At 60.6% G+C, this 17,790-nt stretch carries 11 protein-coding genes; 6 read left to right on the top strand and 5 right to left on the bottom strand.

The window, feature by feature from the left end; all coding sequences use genetic code 11:
* Window positions 1–10 precede the first annotated feature (10 nt).
* The gene (locus DRET_RS02085; RefSeq protein ID WP_015750877.1) at window positions 11–1,078 is read right to left on the bottom strand and encodes a Coenzyme F420 hydrogenase/dehydrogenase, beta subunit C-terminal domain; all 1,068 of its coding nucleotides are present in this window, start codon (window positions 1,076–1,078) and stop codon (window positions 11–13) included.
* A 674-nt stretch (window positions 1,079–1,752) separates the two neighbouring features.
* Here DRET_RS02085 and DRET_RS02090 point away from each other — a divergent pair.
* Window positions 1,753–3,249 carry a PAS domain S-box protein gene (locus tag DRET_RS02090; protein ID WP_015750878.1) on the top strand — a complete coding sequence of 499 codons (1,497 nt, stop codon included), beginning with the start codon at window positions 1,753–1,755 and terminating at the stop codon, window positions 3,247–3,249.
* Between the two features lie 168 nt (window positions 3,250–3,417).
* Window positions 3,418–4,839, top strand: coding sequence for a sigma-54-dependent transcriptional regulator (locus DRET_RS02095; protein WP_015750879.1), 1,422 nt, complete (start codon window positions 3,418–3,420; stop codon window positions 4,837–4,839).
* A gap of 324 nt (window positions 4,840–5,163) precedes the next feature.
* Here the strand turns inward: DRET_RS02095 and DRET_RS02100 are convergent, their stop codons facing one another.
* The gene (locus tag DRET_RS02100; RefSeq protein WP_015750880.1) at window positions 5,164–5,763 is read right to left on the bottom strand and encodes a TetR/AcrR family transcriptional regulator; all 600 of its coding nucleotides are present in this window, start codon (window positions 5,761–5,763) and stop codon (window positions 5,164–5,166) included.
* Window positions 5,764–6,247: 484 nt separating this feature from the next.
* Here DRET_RS02100 and DRET_RS02110 point away from each other — a divergent pair, with 484 nt between their 5' ends.
* A complete protein-coding gene (locus DRET_RS02110; RefSeq protein ID WP_015750881.1) occupies window positions 6,248–7,894 on the top strand; it encodes an NAD+ synthase in 1,647 nt (548 codons plus the stop codon).
* A gap of 423 nt (window positions 7,895–8,317) precedes the next feature.
* On the opposite strand, the gene DRET_RS02115 is transcribed toward DRET_RS02110, so the two are convergent.
* On the bottom strand, window positions 8,318–9,700 hold the full coding sequence (locus DRET_RS02115) for a glycosyltransferase (protein ID WP_015750882.1): 1,383 nt from the start codon (window positions 9,698–9,700) through the stop codon (window positions 8,318–8,320).
* Window positions 9,701–10,547: 847 nt separating this feature from the next.
* Between DRET_RS02115 and DRET_RS13800 the strand changes: the two genes are divergently transcribed.
* Window positions 10,548–10,778 carry a hypothetical protein gene (locus tag DRET_RS13800; protein ID WP_015750883.1) on the top strand — a complete coding sequence of 77 codons (231 nt, stop codon included), beginning with the start codon at window positions 10,548–10,550 and terminating at the stop codon, window positions 10,776–10,778.
* Between the two features lie 143 nt (window positions 10,779–10,921).
* Entirely contained in the window at window positions 10,922–11,221 is a 300-nt protein-coding gene (locus DRET_RS02130) for an MTH1187 family thiamine-binding protein (protein ID WP_015750884.1), read from the top strand.
* Here the strand turns inward: DRET_RS02130 and DRET_RS02135 are convergent.
* Entirely contained in the window at window positions 11,210–12,367 is a 1,158-nt protein-coding gene (locus tag DRET_RS02135) for an MFS transporter (RefSeq protein ID WP_015750885.1), read from the bottom strand. The two genes, DRET_RS02130 and DRET_RS02135, sit on opposite strands and share 12 nt — an antisense overlap.
* A gap of 299 nt (window positions 12,368–12,666) precedes the next feature.
* Here DRET_RS02135 and DRET_RS02140 point away from each other — a divergent pair, with 299 nt between their 5' ends.
* Window positions 12,667–13,221, top strand: coding sequence for a hypothetical protein (locus DRET_RS02140; protein ID WP_015750886.1), 555 nt, complete (start codon window positions 12,667–12,669; stop codon window positions 13,219–13,221).
* A gap of 143 nt (window positions 13,222–13,364) precedes the next feature.
* Here DRET_RS02140 and DRET_RS02145 read toward each other — a convergent pair whose 3' ends face one another.
* Complete coding sequence (locus DRET_RS02145; protein ID WP_015750887.1) at window positions 13,365–17,711, bottom strand: translocation/assembly module TamB domain-containing protein; 4,347 nt, start codon at window positions 17,709–17,711, stop codon at window positions 13,365–13,367.
* Window positions 17,712–17,790: the final 79 nt, after the last annotated feature.

Here is a 17,790-nt window from a genome sequence, read left to right on the forward strand (position 1 = left end):
TGCGCTGAGGTCACATTGCCGCCCTGCTGCTGTGCAGGGCCCGGTGCTGTTTTCGCTCCGCCAGCCGGCAGACGGTGTACAAGGCGTTGTGCCGGGTCTGGGAAGCTGCGGTCCCGTTGAATGGTTCCAATGCGGTCTGCCTGGCTTCACTGAGAATGGCCTGGCCCAGGGGCGTTCGGGCGATGACCGTACTCCATCCATGCGGGGCCCCCGTGCCGCCGACGGCGAGGTCCGCAAATTGTGCGGAATAGTCAGTACACAAGCGGCAGGCGTAGCGGCGCATGAAATCCAGGTCTTCCATGGGGATGTCCCGGGTTTTGCCCTCGGCGAGCCAGAATTCCAGATGGTCGCGCAACGTGATATGGCGCACATCGTTCCAGCGGAAGAAGCCGAGTTTTTCCAAGCGGTCCTGCTGGGCGGGACCGAGCAGAAAGTCGCCGTCGCAAAAGCACCCGATGGTGCAATAGAGCCGCTCGGCAGGAGGCACGGCCAGGATTTCCATTTTGCGCACTGTTTCCACCTGGCAGGGGGTGCCCATGAAGGCGACCCGGCGCAGCCCGGTTTTGCGCACTGACCCCAAAACCTCGAGTGACGAGGCCGCCGCCCGGACCTGGGACGTGGTCAGGCCTTTGTCGTCCAGGGCCCGGAGCTGGTCCGGGGTCCTGGCCAGTTGGGAGGCTTTGTTGAAGACATGGTCCGTGGGCAAAACCACGGCGCCGTCAATCCGGTCGGTGGCAAACAGATGTTCGATAAGCCCCAGTCCGACTTTGCCGTCGGGGTGCGTGGCAGCGGAGGAGGCAGTGCTGCGAAATACGCCACTGTCCATGACCCGGCCGATGGGAGCTGACCAGGCCACGCGACGGCGGGTTTCTGCGGTCAACTGTCCCGTGGCCGGGCAGATCTGATAACAGACGCCGCATTCCAGGCACCGTTCCGCGTTGCGAAATTGCGGCCACCCCTCGGGACTTGTTTCCAAGGCCCCGTAATTGTTGGCCTGGCAAAACGCGACACACCCGCCGCAACGGCGGCAATATCCAGGGTGGATGATGTCTCTGAGCAAGTCGAAAAAGGAAGCCATGCGTGTTCCCCATGTAGGTGACATTGCTGAGCGGGTGTGTTCCTGGGAGCGTGCATCTGGTGCACACTGTGCTGTGTCTTTTGGCGCCATTCGCTATTGTAGAGTATTCAAAAAAGATACCAGGAGAATAATTTCTATATATTTTATGTTGTTATTTAGGTAGCGCAGAAGATGACTTCCGGCTTTTGTTGATATTTGGGTTGCCGGAAAGGAAAATGTCTTGTTAGACAAGATAGAACTTTGCAAAGCTATTGCCGGGATCGCGATAGAGACATAGTGCTGGAGAACTCTTGCTGACAGCAAAGTGACAACAAATTCAACTGGTTCACTGTCTTAAAGAGCTCCTTGGGACAGTGAGGTCTGATTCCGTGAACAGCTTCGGGGAAAGGGCTGTCAAAAAACTTGGCTCTTCGTCACAGGGCATGGAATTTCAGACGGCAAACTCCAAAAATCCACAGGATCCGTCAAAGAACCAAAAACTTTTTCCCGCCCTCAGGGGGGGGCAGTAAGGTTGGTGCAGGTCAAAGCCGGGGCCAGACCGAGTTCGTGCAGTTGAGTCTCGCCCAACTGGGAAACTGTCTTGTACGACAAGACAAAGGGCGCAGGGGACGTGGTGGATCAGGGGCGGTCGGAGGAAATCCGTTGGAGCGGTGTGGCGTTTGGCAGGAGGATGGATGGCTCAACACAGGCTTCTTGAAACTTATGGACTTGATCTTTTGCGGGCGGTGCTCGAGACGACCTCGGATGCCATCTACGTCCTGGACAGTGAGGATCTCGTTGTCGAGCTCAATGCCCCTGCGGCCGTGCAAAGGGGAGCCCCGTTAGAAACGTTGCGGGGCAGGCCGTGGTATGACCTCTTTGACAATGAGGTCGGGCAGCGGCGGCGACAGATCCTGGCCATGGCCCGGAACCAGAAAGAGATGCTCCACTATGAGGACCGCATTGAGCCGGGGCTGGTCTTTGATGTCCGTATCCAGCCGCTATTTGACGCCTGCGCCTCGGTGGTGGGCCGGGTGATCTGCATGCGCGATATTTCCCAGGCCCGCAAGCAGGAGCGGGAGCGTCTCCGGCTGGGAACGGCCATCGAGCAGGCGGTTGAAGCCGTGCTTATCATGGATGAAAACCTGGTCATCCAGTACGTCAACCAATCCTTTGAGGATCTGACGGGATATTCCCAGCAGCAGGCCAAGGGGCTGCCTTTGGATGTCCTGTACCAGGATAGCGAGCAGCGGCGTTGGTATGCCGCGATTTCAGCGACGCTGAGCCAGGGCGAGATCTGGGTCGGACGGACGCGCAATACCGGCAAGGACGGCCGGTTGTTTCGGGTCGAGAAGACCGTGGCCCCAATACGTGGTCAATCCGGGGTTATCCTCGGGTATGTGAGCGTGTGGCGGGATCTGGGACCGGTGGAACAGCTGGAACGGCAATTGCGTACGGCCCAGAAAATGGAGGCCATTGGGACCTTGGCTAGTGGGATCGCTCATGATTTCAATAACATTTTAGGGCCGATCCTCTTGAATGCCCAACTCCTCCTGGAGCGATCTCCGCTTTGTGACGAGGAGCGAGATCTGCTCCAGGAAATCAACGATGCCGCTGAGCGGGCCCGCCACTTGGTCCGGCAGATTCTCCACCTGGGGCGCCGACGGGAGGCAGAGCAGCCGGTGCCTTTCCGCTTGAGCACAATTATCAAGGAGTGTTGCAAGCTCCTGCGCCCGACCTTGCCCGAGACCCTGCGCATCGAACACCGTCTGCATACAGAGCAGGACACCATCGTCGCCGATCCAACCCAGATCCACCAGGCAATCATGAATCTGTGCACCAATGCAGTGCACGCCATGGATCGGCGGCCGGGGGTCTTGCGGTTTGTCCTCCAAACGGCCGATCCGGAAACCATCAGGACCAAGCCCCAACTCAACGTCGGCCGTCCGTATATTTGTTTGGCCATTGAAGATTCTGGCCGGGGGATGTCCGAGGAAGTGTTGAGCCAGGTCTTCGATCCTTTTTTCACCACAAAAAACGACGGGTTGGGCACCGGATTGGGGTTGCCGGTGGTCCAGAATATCATCACCCAACTCGGCGGGACAGTAACCGTGCAGAGCGCCCCCGGTCAGGGCAGTGTTTTTGCTTTGTACCTGCCGCTGGCCCCGGCGGAGGCGTTTATAAACGAGTGACGGGCACCGGCCAGCGAAGGAGAAGCGTTTTCAAAAAGGGTCCGTCATTGCGAAGGGCCACGACAACAATCTCCAGAACCAGGGAGACTCGCGCTCGAATGGGGAATGCGTCAGCGGGCGTGGCCTTGTGACCAGCGGCGGAGATACACGGGCTGACAGGAGGATGGTGTGGCCCAGATCCTGATTGTTGATGACGACCGGTTTTTGTGTCGCAGCCTGTGCCTTGTTCTCGAAGGGATGGGGCATACCGTCATGTGCGCCTCCACTCTGGGCGAAGGGCGGCGGTTGCAACAGGAATACGACTATGCAGTGGTCATCCTCGATGTCTGGCTGCCTGACGGCAATGGCCTGGAGGCGCTGCAGGGGTTTCGCACCGACCGGGTGCCGCCTGAAATCATTATTCTGACCGGTGCCGGTGATCCGGACGGGGCGGAGTTGGCTATCCGCAGCGGGGCGTGGAGTTATATCACCAAGCCGCCCACCTTGAACAAATTCCGTTTGCCGGTGCAGCGGGCCGTGGAGAGCTTCGAGAGGCGGCAAAAAATGCCCGCCTTTTCCCTGCGACGCGAGGGCATTGTTGGAGAAAGTTCGCTCCTCGTGCAGTGTCTGGACGTGATCGCCATGAGCGCGAATACCGAGTCTCCGGTGCTTATTGCCGGGGAGACCGGAACTGGCAAGGAATTGTTCGCTCGGGCCATCCACGTCAACAGCAACCGCGCTGAAGGCCCTTTTGTCGTCGTCGATTGTGGAGCGTTGACCGAGAATCTGGTGGAGAGCACCTTGTTTGGTCACGAACGCGGAGCGTTTACCGGCGCCGATAAAGCCCAGAAGGGATTGATCCAGGTGGCTCATGGCGGGACGCTGTTCCTTGATGAGGTGGGAGAACTGCCGCTTGGTATCCAGAAGACATTCCTGCGTGTGTTGCAGGAAAAGCGGTTTCGTCCGGTGGGCGGCACCCGGGAGGCGCAGAGCGATTTCCGGCTTGTTGCAGCCACCAACCGCGACCTCGATCAGCTTGTGACGGCGGGGGGGTTCCGCCAGGACCTCGTCTACCGCTTGAAATCCATCCAGGTCGATCTGCCGCCACTGCGCCGGATCAAGGGCGATATCGAGATGTTGTGCTGTCATTATGTAGCGAAATACTGCAATAGAATGGGCATCAGCAAAAAGGGGTACAGCGCCGAGTTTCTCGATGCCCTGCTGCAGTACGAATGGCCGGGAAATGTCCGGGAACTGGTCAATTGCGTGGCCCACTGCCTGTCTTCGGCCTGGCAGGAACCCACCCTGTTCCCCCGGCATCTTCCGACCGCGATCCGGGCCCACCTGGCCAAGGAGTCCGTGCGCCAGGAAACAGAAGCCTTGTCCAATCCCGAAACGGGCCTGGATCCAGCCGACGGGCTGCCGCCTCTTTCCGAATACCGGCAGACCGAAATCGCCCGCGTGGAACAGACCTATCTCCAGGCGTTGATGGCCGCCCACGGTGCGGATATTGCCACGGCCTGCGAGGTGGCAGGGCTGTCGCGGGCCAGGCTCTACGCCCTGCTCAAACACTACGGGATTTCCCGGGAGGGCCGGTCACGTAACGAGTGATGGAATCAGCAGGGCGTGGTTTGCATACGCGTCGCAGATAGAAGGGATTGCAATGGGGGGGGAGGGAGTGCAGGCGTCTTGCCGCTGTTGAGAGTCCAATGTCTGGAGGAGGACCGTTCACAGCAAAGAAAAAGGGCGTTCGGCCCATTCACCGAACGCCCTTGATGCGCTGGAGGGACAGCCAGGTGCTTGCGGGACTGGCTGCCATGCCCCTTGTATAATAAAAAAGGCCCGAGATCAGAGACAATTGGGGACGGTAAGGAGGGCGAAGCAAAGGGGTGCTTGCGGGTGGTGTGCTCCTTCCCGGGCCTTTTTTAGCCTGAATTATTCCGGCGGATTTCCTGCATGGTTCCCGTTGGCCAGGCTCCGTTCGATGAAGCGCAGGGCCCAGGGATAGAATTTGGGCGGCGCATACGGGTGCAGGAGCTGGGTCCGGACTGAACCGGACAGATTTGCCAGGACATTATACGAAGTGGTTTCCGGATCCACTTCGGGATGGATGGATCCATCTTCAATGCCCAGAGCAATGCAGTTTTGCAAATCGGTGTAGAGTTCGGTGAATTTGGCGCCGATGGTCTCCTTGTTCACGTTGTCCTTCATGTCGCTAAACGGCGAACAGCGGATCAAAACCATGAAATGGGAGCCTTCTTCCAGAGAGAATTCTAGATACCGCCGGGCGAAATGCAGAACTCCCTCCAGGCCGTTATTGGCCTTCGCCATCTCTTCGCGCAAACTCTGGCGCAAGTCGGAGAGCACATCGAGACCAGCCGCAATAAAAAGCTTTTCCTTATTCTCGTAATGGTGAGCCACCAGACCAAGGGCGACTCCGGCACGCGCGGCGATTTTCTTAAAGGTGGTCTCCGTATATCCTAGCTCTCCAAACAACTCCTCTGCTGCTTTTAGAATGGCCTCTTTTTTTGTCATGGCGCGCCTTTTTGTTTGAACGGGCATTCAGTTCGAGAAAACCAGTAACTGTTTGATTGATCAGTGTCAAGTGAAAAACGGGGCTGTCAAGAATTTTTTTTGTTTGCCCCGCGTCTTGCCGGCAATGGGGGTCTCGGCCACACTGCGCTGGACAACCGCCGGGCAAAAAGCACAGACTTGGCTATCAGGACCTCGGCCGCAACTCAACCCTTCTTGAGGGGACCAGAGGGGGTCTTTGCTGTGGTGCATTGAGGACCGTATAATGGTATAGAATCGTTAGTAAATTGAGTTTTTTGAGAATGCCGGCTCACCTGGCCCTTGGTTGTTTGGGATCCGTTCTGTGCTGTTGTTGCTCGGTCAGTCAGAAAAGGGGATCCGTCAGGCCGGGGGCAACGGCCAGGTTTGGAGGGCGGTGTTGCTGACCGTTGTCACGAATCTACAGGACCCCGTTTTTCATGCCCACAATCAGAGAGGAGAACCGCACATGCGTTTGGCCCTTGTCCAAAATAATCCCATTATCGGTGATATCCACGGCAATATGCAGGCGCTGGTGCGAGCTGGCGAGCGGGCCTTTGCCCAGGGCGCCCGGTTGGCCCTCGCCCCGGAATTGGCACTCACCGGCTACCCCCCCCGGGATCTGCTCCTCAATGAAGCGGTTCTCCAATCCGCGTGGCGCGCTGTGGAGGAATTGGCCGCACGATTGCCGACGGGATTGGCCTTTGTCCTCGGAACGCCACTGCGCACGGACAACGCGCCCGAACTGCCTGAAGGAGGCGTCTATAACGGCGCGGTCTTGCTCGAGGGAGGAGCGGTGCGTCAGGTCTTCGCCAAGACCCTTTTGCCGACCTATGACGTCTTTGACGAGACCCGGTATTTCAGTCCCGGGCCAGGCCCAGGTGTATTTGAACTTGATGGGTGGCGCTTCGGGGTGACCATTTGTGAAGATGCTTGGAATGATAAAGATTTCTGGAAAAAACACCGCTATCCTGCGGACCCGGTCGAGGAACTCGCCACGCAGGGTATCGATGGATTGATCAACCTTTCCGCCTCTCCCTTTTCCTTGGGCAAGCACCGCGTCCGGGAGGAGATGTTCGCCTCTCTGGCACACAAGTATGCAGTGCCGTTGTATTTTGCCAATCAGGTCGGCGGCAATGACGATCTTGTCTTTCCCGGTCGCAGTCTGGCCCTGGATGCCTCAGGGCAGGTCATCGGCCGCGGGCGGGGGTTTGTCGAGGACCTGGTCATCGTGGAACAAACCCCCGGTTCAGGACCGCTTCCAGCCGACGACTTCGAGCGCCCCGCCGAGGCCTGGGCCGCGGTAGTTCTGGGGACGCGGGACTATGTCCGCAAATCCGGCTTTTCCAAAGCCCTTTTGGGCCTCTCCGGCGGGGTGGATTCGGCCCTGTGCGCGGCTGTAGCCGTGGAGGCCCTGGGTGCCGAAAATGTCCTGGGCGTGCTCATGCCGTCTCCCTACACCAGCGCCGCCAGCATTGAAGACGCCCAGGCCCTGGCCGACACCTTGGGCATTGCCCAGCAGGTCCTGCCTATCGAACCGGTGATGAACGCCTTTGAAGAGACCCTGCGTCCGGCCTTTACCGGCTATACCCCGGACGTGACTGAAGAGAATATCCAGTCGCGAATCCGCGGCAATCTCCTGATGGCCTTGTCCAATAAATATGGATCCCTGCTGCTGACCACGGGCAATAAATCCGAATTGGCCGTGGGCTATTGCACGATCTACGGCGATATGGCTGGGGCGCTGGGCGTGATTGCGGATATGCCCAAAACCCTGGTCTATGAGGTTTGTCGTTGGCTCAACAGGGAGCGCGGTGAGGTCGTTCCCCAGCGGATTCTGGACAAAGCCCCTTCGGCTGAATTGCGCCCGGACCAGAAAGATTCGGACAGCTTGCCCGATTATGCGACCCTGGACGGGCTGCTGGGGCTGTTGGTGGACCGGCATTATTCGGTGGAGCAATGTGTGGAGGCGGGATATGACGCGGGTATGGCCCGCGAGGTGCAGCGTTTGGTTCGCCGGGCCGAATTCAAGCGCCGGCAGGCTCCGCCCGGCATCAAAATCACCGATCGTGCCTTTGGCACCGGGTGGCGGATGCCGTTGGCGGCGCGCTGGTAAGTTGGGGGAGTGGTTGGAAGCGTGTCGGCGGGGGCGGTGTGAACGGGTGGAAAAACTCGCTCGCAGGTCCCGTATGGCCCCCGCCTGCCGCGGAATGTTGTAAGGATTTTGGTGGCTTGGGATGTCTCGATCGTATTGACGCAGGGCGCTGGCGGAGAGCCGACGGTGCCTAGCTCGCTCAGACAGCTTCCACCCGTTCACACCGCCCCCGCCGACACGCTTTAAGGTGGTGGTGTAGTGCAGGGAAGAAAAGAGGAGAACGGGTGGAAAAACTCGCTCGCAGGTCCCGTATGACCCCCGCCTGCCGCGGGATGTTGTAATGATTTTGGTGGCTTGGGATGTCTCGATCGTATTGACGCAGGGCACCGTCGGCTCTCCGCCTGCCGCGGAATGTTTTGGTTATTGCGACGCTTCCCCTCGTCTTTAGCGGCTCAGGGCCGGGTGGCGTGGGCGCATGATGCAGATGACCTCACTGTAGCTCAGGTCGTTGAGCCGGAAATGGGGCGGTTCGTTGCACCGTCCAGTGTAATAACTGATAAGGATCAGATAGCGGCGGACCAGTTCGGGCAGCAGGAAGTGTTCGCGAACGTGTTCCCGAGCCCGTTCGCCCATCTGCTGGGCCTGGTCCGGATCGTCGAGAAGGGTGCCGAGGTGTTTGCTGATCGTGGCTGTGTCCATCGGATCGACCAGGAACCCGGTTTCCCCGTGGCGGATCTGGTTCACGATCCCGCCGGTACGCGAGCCGATAACCGGGGTGCCCTGCCACATGGCTTCGGAAACGACCAGCCCGAAGCCTTCCCGGGTTGAGACGTGGACAAAGGTTTTGGCGATGCGGTTTAAAGCGCCCACTACACGGTCATTGTCCGGGACGTTGACCCAAAAACGGACATCGGGGTCATCGCCCGCCACCTCTTGGAGATGGGCCAGCATGGCGTCGCCTTCAGGGTCGTCTGTGGCCGTGTTGCCGAGAAAAATGAGGTAGGGCGCCGGATCGGGAGCACTCTGTTCTCTGTAAGTCTGGAAGGCCTTGAGCACTGTTTCCTGATTTTTGTGGATGTCGTAGCGGGAAATGGCGGCCACGATGGGGCGTTCGGGGTCGACATCGTGTTCGTTGAGCAGAGGGCGCAAGACGTCCAGGGCTTCCTCTTCACTGAACTGGTGGTTTTTGTCCGTCAGCGGATTAATGCACGGGGTGATCTGGTAGAGTGGAATCTGCAGACCGGGGCCGACGAACTGCGGCGTGGTGAAGATCGCCCCGGCGCAGTGGTTGATGTACGGGAGCAGAAAGCGCCAGACGGTCCGGTTCGGTTCAGAGGTGTCGATATGGCAGCGCCAGAGGACATTGCCGAAAATAAAGCCGTTCATGACCATGGCCGCCGGCTGGGGGTCGTGGATGACGACCAGATCGGAGGCGATAAAGGTGTTCTGGGCGTTCTGGTCGATGGTGCCGAGGTAGGCGTCAAAGATCTCGTCCAGGCTGATGTCCAGATCCATGCCCTGGAGCATGTTGTGAAATTTCTTGGTGACCTGGAAAAAGGCGTCGTTGCCCTGAATGACGTGCCACCGGGCATCCAATCCCAGTCCCAGTCCCAGAGGGATGGCGGAGCGCAAGATTTCGGCCACCCCGCCACCGATGAGGGTGGAATTGACATTGGCCCATCCCGCCCCCTCCAGGGGAGCAGCCAGTTTTTTCAGCCCCTCGACTTTGTCTTTGCCAATATAGGGAGCAAATTCGGCAGGGTCGTAAATCCGTTCCGGAGTAAAGGCCTGGAGTTGGGTGCGATTGTTGACGGTGCTTGCAGACATTGCGCCTCCCGTTTGGGCAGCCAGGAAGGGGGCCTGAATCCGTGTCCTGGACAGTAGAGCGCGGAATACCGCGGCCCGGTTGGCGGATTCAGGAGGAAACCTCGTATGCAGGATCAGCAATTCTTTTCTATTTTCTTGGCATGATTGTGCCCCGTTGGCAAGGTAAGGCGAAGGGCGGGGCGGGTATCGGTATTGGTCCCAGCGGCGAGGAAAAACTCGCTCACAGGCTGCGTAGCGTTCCCACCCGCCGGGAAGGGCCTCGCAGACCGGCTGGTTTTTTGCGGGAGTCGAGGAGGTTGAGGGATCTGCGCCGGTGGGAACGGCACGCATCCTGGCTCGCTCAGACAGCTTCCTCGCCGTTGTTCCCAACACCGATACCCGCATGGAGAAGTGGGTGTGGTAAGGTGGGGTATCGGCATTGGTCCCAGCGGCGAAGAAAAACTCGCTCACTGGCTGCGTAGCGTTCCCACCCGCCGGGAAGGGCCTCCCAGACCGGCTGGTTTTTTGCGGGAGTCGAGGAGGTTGAGGGATCTGCGCCGGTGGGAACGGCACGCATCCTGGCTCGCTCAGACAGCTTTCTCGCCGTTGTTCCCAACACCGATACCCGCATGGAGAAGTGGGTGTGCTAAGGTGGGGTATCGGTATTGGTCCCAGCGGCGAGGAAAAACTCGCTCACAGGCTGCGTAGCGTTCCCACCCGCCGGGAAGGGCCTCGCAGTAGGGCTGGTTTTTGCGGGAGTCGAGGAGGTTGAGGAATCTGCGCCGGTGGGAACGGCACGCATCCTGGCTCGCTCAGACAGCTTCCTCGCCGTTGTTCCCAACGCCGATACCCGCATGGAGAAGTGGGTGTGCTAAGGTGGGGTATCGGCATTGGTCCCAGCGGCGAGGAAAAACTCGCTCACAGGCTGCGTAGCGTTCCCACCCGCCGGGAAGGGCCTCGCAGACGGCTGGTTTTTGCGGGAGTCGAGGAGGTTGAGGAATCTGCGCCGGTGGGAACGGCACGCATCCTGGCTCGCTCAGACAGCTTCCTCGCCGTTGTTCCCAACACCGATACCCGCATGGAGAAGTGGGTGTGCTAAGGTGGGGTATCGGTATTGGTCCCAGCGGCGAGGAAAAACTCGCTCACAGGCTGCGTAGCGTTCCCACCCGCTTGGAGGGGCACGGCTACGTTTGGGACACCTGGTTCAGAATGGGGCAGAGACAGAGCAACAAGGAGAGAACCATGTCAGTATTAGCGGAATTGTCCCTTTTCCCGATGGACAAGGGCGAAAGTGTGGGCAGATATGTGGCCGCGGCGCTGGAGATTATTCGCAGCAGCGGCGTGCCCTATGAATTGCATCCTATGGGGACCTGCCTGGAGGGGGAATGGGACGAGGTCATGGCCGTGGTCAAGGCATGTCACGATCGTCTGCGCCAGGACAGCGACCGGGTGTATATGACCGTCAAGATCGACAGCCGGGCCGGAGATTCGGGACGCCTCCGGCGGAAAGTGGAGACGGTCCGCTCCTATCTAACCGGATGAAGCGGTGCGGCTTCTTTTGAGCTGCCAGGGGATGGCCTGGACCAGGAGCAGCGAGCACAGGCTCAACCCCACGCCACCGAGAAAAACCCAGGCGGGGTCGACGAGCCAGATCAGGCCGGCTGCGGCCGGAATGAGCACCGCCGCGATATGGTTGATGGTAAAGCCGACGGCCATGCTCGGGGCGATGTCACCGGGATCCCCGATTTTCTGGAAAAAGGTCCGGATGGCCATGGCGCAATTGAAAACCACGTGGTCCACGATATACATGGCCAGGACCAGCCATTGGGAATCGCTGAGGGCGTAAACCAGGAAGACGACGATGAGCGAGGCGTATTCCACGCTCAAGACCGAGCGTTCGCCAAAATGGTTGATGGCCCGTCCGACCAGGGGGCTGACAAAGTAGTTCAGGGCCTGGTTGGCCACGAACAACAAGGTGATCTCCTGGACGCTGAGTCCGAATTTCTCCACGAGCAAGAATACGGCGAAGGCGATGAAGATCTGCCGCCGGGCCCCGGCGAGCAGGGTCAGGGTGTAAAAGAGCCAGTACCGCCGCCGCAGGACCATATGCTTGTTCTGCGACGGCATATTGGTGTCCGTGGGGTCCTGGAACAGGCACCACATGGCGCCGGCAATGCTGATGCAGCCCAGCAGGGCAAAAAGGAGCTTATAGGGCAGCCAGTTGGCCAGGGCGAAGATGGAGAGGCCGACGCCGATACTGGTCGCAGCGCCGATTGCGCGCAATCGACCGAAAACGAGCGGGGCGTCGCCCACGGAGAAGTATTGCAGTGTCAGGGACTGGTTGACGGTTTCAAAATAGTGGAAGCCGAAGGACATGAGCAAAGTGGCCAGCAGAACGCCCCAGAACGAGGGAAAAAATCCGGTCAGGACCACGCCGAGGCCGAGGATGAGTACGGAAACCGCGGCCAAGCGGTGTTCTTTGACGATCAGCAGGATATAAATGACCAGCAGAGCGAGAAACCCCGGGACCTCGCGGACCGATTGGATGACGCCCATGTGGTGCCCGCCGAGGTGGGCGACCTCAACGGCGAAATTGTTCAAAAGCGTCCGCCAGCCCTGAAACCCAGCCCACACGGACACGGTCAGGACGAGCAAAAAGAGGTACATTGGGGAGCGGCGAAACGACATGGGGACTCGAGCAGGGTGTCGGGGGTGGATGGGTGTGCCGCCGGCCGAGCGCGAAGCAAGAACCTTGAGCACGGTGCCGGGAGCCAGAAGGGCGCTTCTAGGCCCGAGGCTGAGGCTTGTCAACGGCCCGGGCGGGTGCTACCTGGACTGGGAAACGTCAAGTTCTGTGCCCCGTTGCCCAGGATGAGCTCCTGCCGTCGGGACGCCGCGTCCGTCTTGGCCCGGGCGCCTCACGTTTCCAGCTCAGACTGAACCTGGCCCTTTTTGTGTAGTCTTCGAATCTCTTGTAAGGAGCGGTTATGCTGAATCCCAACGAATGTATTCTTTTCAGTGGCGGAGCAACCGGAACGGAAGCGGCTTTCGGGGCCCTGGCCGAGCAATACGGCATCCAGGAAGTCAATTATTCATTTGAGGGCCACCGGATCGAGCGGCAACGCGGTATCCGCATGCTGACCACCGAAGAGTTGGAACTCAAGGATTTCAGCCTGACCTATGTTTCAAAAATCATGCGCCGGAGTTATTCCCGAGGTCCCTTGTTCCGCAGGGTCTTGCAGTCCATCGGCTGGCAGGTCTCCAGCGGCCAGGAGATTTTTATTGTCGGCATTATCCAGCCCGACGACACGGTCAAGGGGGGCACCGGCTGGGGGGCGGAATTCGCCAAAATCTGCAACAAGCCGACCTATGTTTTTGATCAGGAGAAAGACGCATGGTTTCAGTGGGATAAGGATCAGTGGAATCAGATCGCCGAGCCATTGATCACCAAGCGCCACTTCACCGGCACAGGGACCCGGTTTTTGCAGGAAAACGGACGTCAGGCCATTGCCGCGCTCTATGAGCGGTCCATCGCACCGTAGCAATTGTTTTCCAAGCACAACGAAAACGCCCCCGGCCTTGCCTGCAAGATCGGGGGCGTTTTCGTTCTGGCTCGGGACGACGACAGATGCACGGGAAACTTCAAGAGGACGATGATTCCCGACCTCCCGAAGTGCCTCAGTCACTAATAATCGAGTTTCCAGTTCAGGCTCACCCCGCTGCGGCCCTGCCCGCCGACCTGGCTTTCCACACTGGTGTGTGGCGAGAGTTCGACCTCGACTTCGATCTTGTCTTCCTCACTCTCCAACCCTTTTTGCGCCCGGATATAGACATTGTCCTGGATGTATTTGCCCATTCCCAAGGAGGGGCCGCCGTCGCCCCCGGTGACACCGAATTCGTCAAGCTCCAGCAGCCGGCGGGTCTTTTCGAAAAAGCGTGTAGTCAGAGAGCCTCCGGTCTGACCGGTGCTCAAGGCCCGCAACGCCTGGGCCAGTTGCAAGGCCTGCAACGGCGTCAAGGTGGTGATGGACCGCCCGAACAGGACCCGGCCCAGGATTTCCTCCTGGGGCAGGGCCGGCTCGGATTCCATGCGGATCCCGGGATCGTCGATCTTACCGGTGAGCCAGATCCGGGCCAGAAAATCATCCTGCCTGTTGACGGCGGCGACATTGATCCGCGGCGCTGGCGGTGAGCGTTGTTCAAAGAAGAGCTGTCCGGTTTCAATGGTCAGCGTCTTGCTGAAAAAGGTGAAACGGCCCCAGACGGCTTCCAGTTCGCCTTGCAAACGGGGTTTTCGGGTCGTGCCCGTGACTTGGCAGCCGCCTTTGAATTCGGCTTCCAGCCCGCGTCCGCGGACAAAAAAGCGGCGGGGAATATCCAATTCCAGGTCCAGATCGATAGCCGCAGGGGGGCGGCTCCGGGATGAGCCGGCGGAGGTCTCTTCCTGCGGAGCATTGACTTCGACGATTTCGACACCGGTGACCGACGGGGGCAACTGCTCGGGGATGCGGATCTCGGTGCGTTCCAGGGTAGCGGAACCGGTCAGCCGGGGCGAAGAGAAGGGGCCGCTCAGGTCGACAGTGCCGGAGGCTATGGCTTCCAGCTGGTCCTTTCGGACCAGGGCCATCTGCTCGAAGCGGGCCCTGAGGTCGGCCCGGGGCTCCGGTTGTATGGGGATCGTCCCCTCCAGGGTCAAATTCCCTTTGGCGCCGTCGGTGGCCGTGAGCCGGAGCTCGGAAATGCCGCTGGTATCGAGTTCACAACGCCCGGCAATCTCCTCAAGGACAATGCCGTGGTAGACGTGTTCCAGATGTCCCTGGTCCATGGCCGCTTCCGCCTGGATATCGGGACGTTCCCATGTTCCGTCGAGGGTGGCCGTGGTTGCAAGCTGGCCCTGAAGGAGAACACCGTCGGCGTTGAAGACCCGAGGCAGAAAATTGAGGCTCAGGGAACTGCTCAGGCTGCCACGGCAGGCCCCTGCGGGGTCTGGGGCTATGGTGAAAGGCGCCAGAGCCAAATCCAGGGGCAGGGAGACCGAGGCGTTGAGGGTGCCGTTGCTCGCCTGGCGTGCACCGATCTCGGCCTGGAAGGTTCCCGGCCGCCAATCCCAGGAAGCCTCGGCCTCGAGCGTGGGGACCTCCCGCCAGCGACCCTGCCGGATTTTGCTGTCCTTGATGGCCAGGGTGCCCTGGAGGCGAGGGGACTGCAGGGTCCCTGTCAGATCGGCCCGGGTCGTGATGCTGCCGGCCAGGGACCAGGGCACAAACGGGTTCAGCCCGGCCAGAGGCAGCTTTTGCCCGCTCAGACGCGCCTCCACCCTGTTGCGCTCGGTCTTGGCCTCGAGAGTGAGTTTCCCCGGTCCCAGGTTGAGGTGGGGCATTGTCAGTGTCCATTTGCCAGGTTCTTTGCTCAATCGGGCTGTTTCCGCCAACCGGAAAGGCAAACGTGGAGTGGCGGTGCCGTTGAAGCTGTCCAGGCGCACCCGAGTGGCCGTGTCATCCTTGGTAAGAAGACCGGAACTGCTCAAAGCGAACGGGGCGACACCGGAGTGCCCTTTGAGGGAAGAGGTGAAAGCGAGATCAGCCAGACTTCCCTGGGCCGCGAGCCGCCCGGAATTGATCCGCCAGGATCCGCGCTTCACTTCCGTCAGATTGAGGGAGCCTGAGCCCCGCAGTGGAGGTTCGGGGGCGTCGAGGGCGAGTTGACCTTCGAGTCGCTGGGCCGTCCACTGGGGCCCCCATTCGGCGTCCTGACACGTAAAATCCAACCGGGCCCATTTTTGATTCTCCGGACGCTCGGCGATGTCCAGGTCGGCCTGGAGGCGGCCTTTGACCGGAAGGGTGGCATACTGGGCCAGTTCGCCCAGGACCGCATCCAGGCTGAGCGAAGCGCTGGGCAGACCATTGGCGGAGGGCCAGCGCACCCTCCCGGTGATATTCGAGTCTCCCCACTGGCCGTTCAGATTCCTCAGCGAGAGCACCCTGTCGCGCCAGGCCACCGCGGACCGCAACTCGGCACGGTCCTGGCCCAGCCGGGCCTGGAGCGCAAGGGGGCCGGCAATGCCGCGGGCATCTGCGACAAGGCGGGTCTCGGCGTGGAACGCCTCCAGGGCAGGAAGATTGCCGACCCGCATTCGAGGGCAATCAAGACGGAAATCAAACACGGGCCGGGGTACAGCCCCGGTCGCATCCAGGGTTGCGCTGAGCGGGGCTGTGGACACCGCGAGGTTGCCAGCCGGCCAGGATGTTGACTTCAGGCTGAGGTTGAGCCTGGCGGCAAAACGTTGGGAGGCGGTGTTCAGGGTCCCGCCGCCCCACACGCGGCCTGAGGGCGTGGAAATATCCAGGTTGTCCAGGCGGAGCTGTTGCGGCGAATGCCAGCCCCAGTCGGCCAGCAGCGCGACATCGTGTGTTCCGCCGAGACGACGGATCCGAGCGGGCAGCCGGGGCCAGCTGAGATCGCCTTTGAGCTGTCCCTGCAGATCGAGCGGGAAGCCTCGACCGCTGAAAGAGGTCGTCACCATGCCCTGCGGCAGAAAAGGCGCCACTCCGGAAGGCAGAGGCAGGCGGCGCAGAACCTCCGGGGTGAGACTGAGACGGCCTTCAGCGGTGGTTTCCTTGGTATTGAAACGGCCCTCGAGGGTCAGGGCTTCGGTGTCATCCAGACGCAGGCTCGCTGTAGGGATCGTCCACAGCAAACGGTCGTCGGTGTGCAGTTCGCCAAGACACGATAGCGGGGTCATTGGGCCTGACTTGGAGTCTCCTTCCAGGGTGCCAGCGGCACTGACCCGGACCCGCCAGTCGGTCAAAGTGGTGGACTCGGCCGTCAGACTCACGGTGCTGTTGTGCAGCGTGAGTTTCCGGAGGTCGCCGGGCTGGTTGTAGGCGAGTGTTGTTGGATCGGTATCCAGAGTGCAACGCAGCGAGGTGGGGGTGCCGGCGAATGATCCGGAGAGATCGCCGCTGATATGGAGAGTATCGGGAAGCATGAGCCCTTGTGGCGGGGCGACTGGGCCCAAGCCCAATCTCAGGGCCACCTGGCTTTGCCATTGGCGCTGCTTACGCTGCCAGCTTCCGGAGGCGTCCAGGTTGAACTCCGGACTGCGGAGTTCGAACGATTCCAGCTGGAGTGTCGAGGGAACCAATTCGGGCACGACCATTGTGAGTCGCAGGTCCACGCCGGGTGCGAGCCAGGGGGCGAGGGTACTCGGCACAACCGAGGCGGCCGGGGCCATGCGGCCTTGAAGCGTTGTCCTGACCCCGGAGGCTTCCGGGATCGTTTTGTAGTCAACGGTCGCCTGACCCAGGTGCTCGCCTTTAAAGCGGGCTGTTCCCGAGCCGCGCCGGCGGGTCCCGTTGGCCTGGAGGCGACCGTGCCACGGTCCAGGCAGGCGGGTCAGCCGGGCCAACGGCCCCTGGGCCTCAGCCGTGGTCTCGAGGGTCAGCTCGTAGGCCGCCTGTTCCGGGGTGAAGCGCCCGTTCAGCCGCAGCGTGTCCTTGCCCTGCAGGGCCTTGGCGGCGAGGTTCGCCCGGAGTGCCTCGGGGCGGCCGTCAAATTGGCCCTTCACCGCCAAGGCGGCTGGGTGGTCTCCAGCCACGGTGAGTTTGGGAATACTGAGACTCTCCAGGCTGAGGCGGGACAAAAGCCACCAGGGCGGGGTGTCCTGCTCCGGGTCCGGTGGGGTCTGCGGCGGGCGGTACCAGACGATTTCCCGCGCAAAAAGCCGTTCGCCATGGAGGCGGCCGTGCCACAACGCCGACCAATCCCAATCGAGTCCAATGGCCTCGGCTGCCATCCAGGTGCCGTTGGCGTCAGCGAGTTCAAGGCGTTCCAGGCGCACCGATCCCGGAAATCCCGAACCAAGGCCTTCGAGTTCGAGTTCGATCGGGGAAGTCAGGGCGGTAATATATTCCACCGCGTGCAGCAGAGTGCTCCGGCCGTATTCGGTCTGCAGACCGGCCCAGATCCCACCGAGAAGGAGCAGCCCTGCAACGAGGCCGAAGATGAATACACGGAAAAGTCGTTGCAACACAAATATCGCCTCTCTTGCCCTGGAACCCTGCCTGGACGAGGCAGGGGAAGCCAGAGTCAGCTCATGGCGGTAAAGCGGC

The sequence above is a fragment of the Desulfohalobium retbaense DSM 5692 genome, from assembly GCF_000024325.1.
GTDB lineage: Bacteria > Desulfobacterota > Desulfovibrionia > Desulfovibrionales > Desulfohalobiaceae > Desulfohalobium > Desulfohalobium retbaense.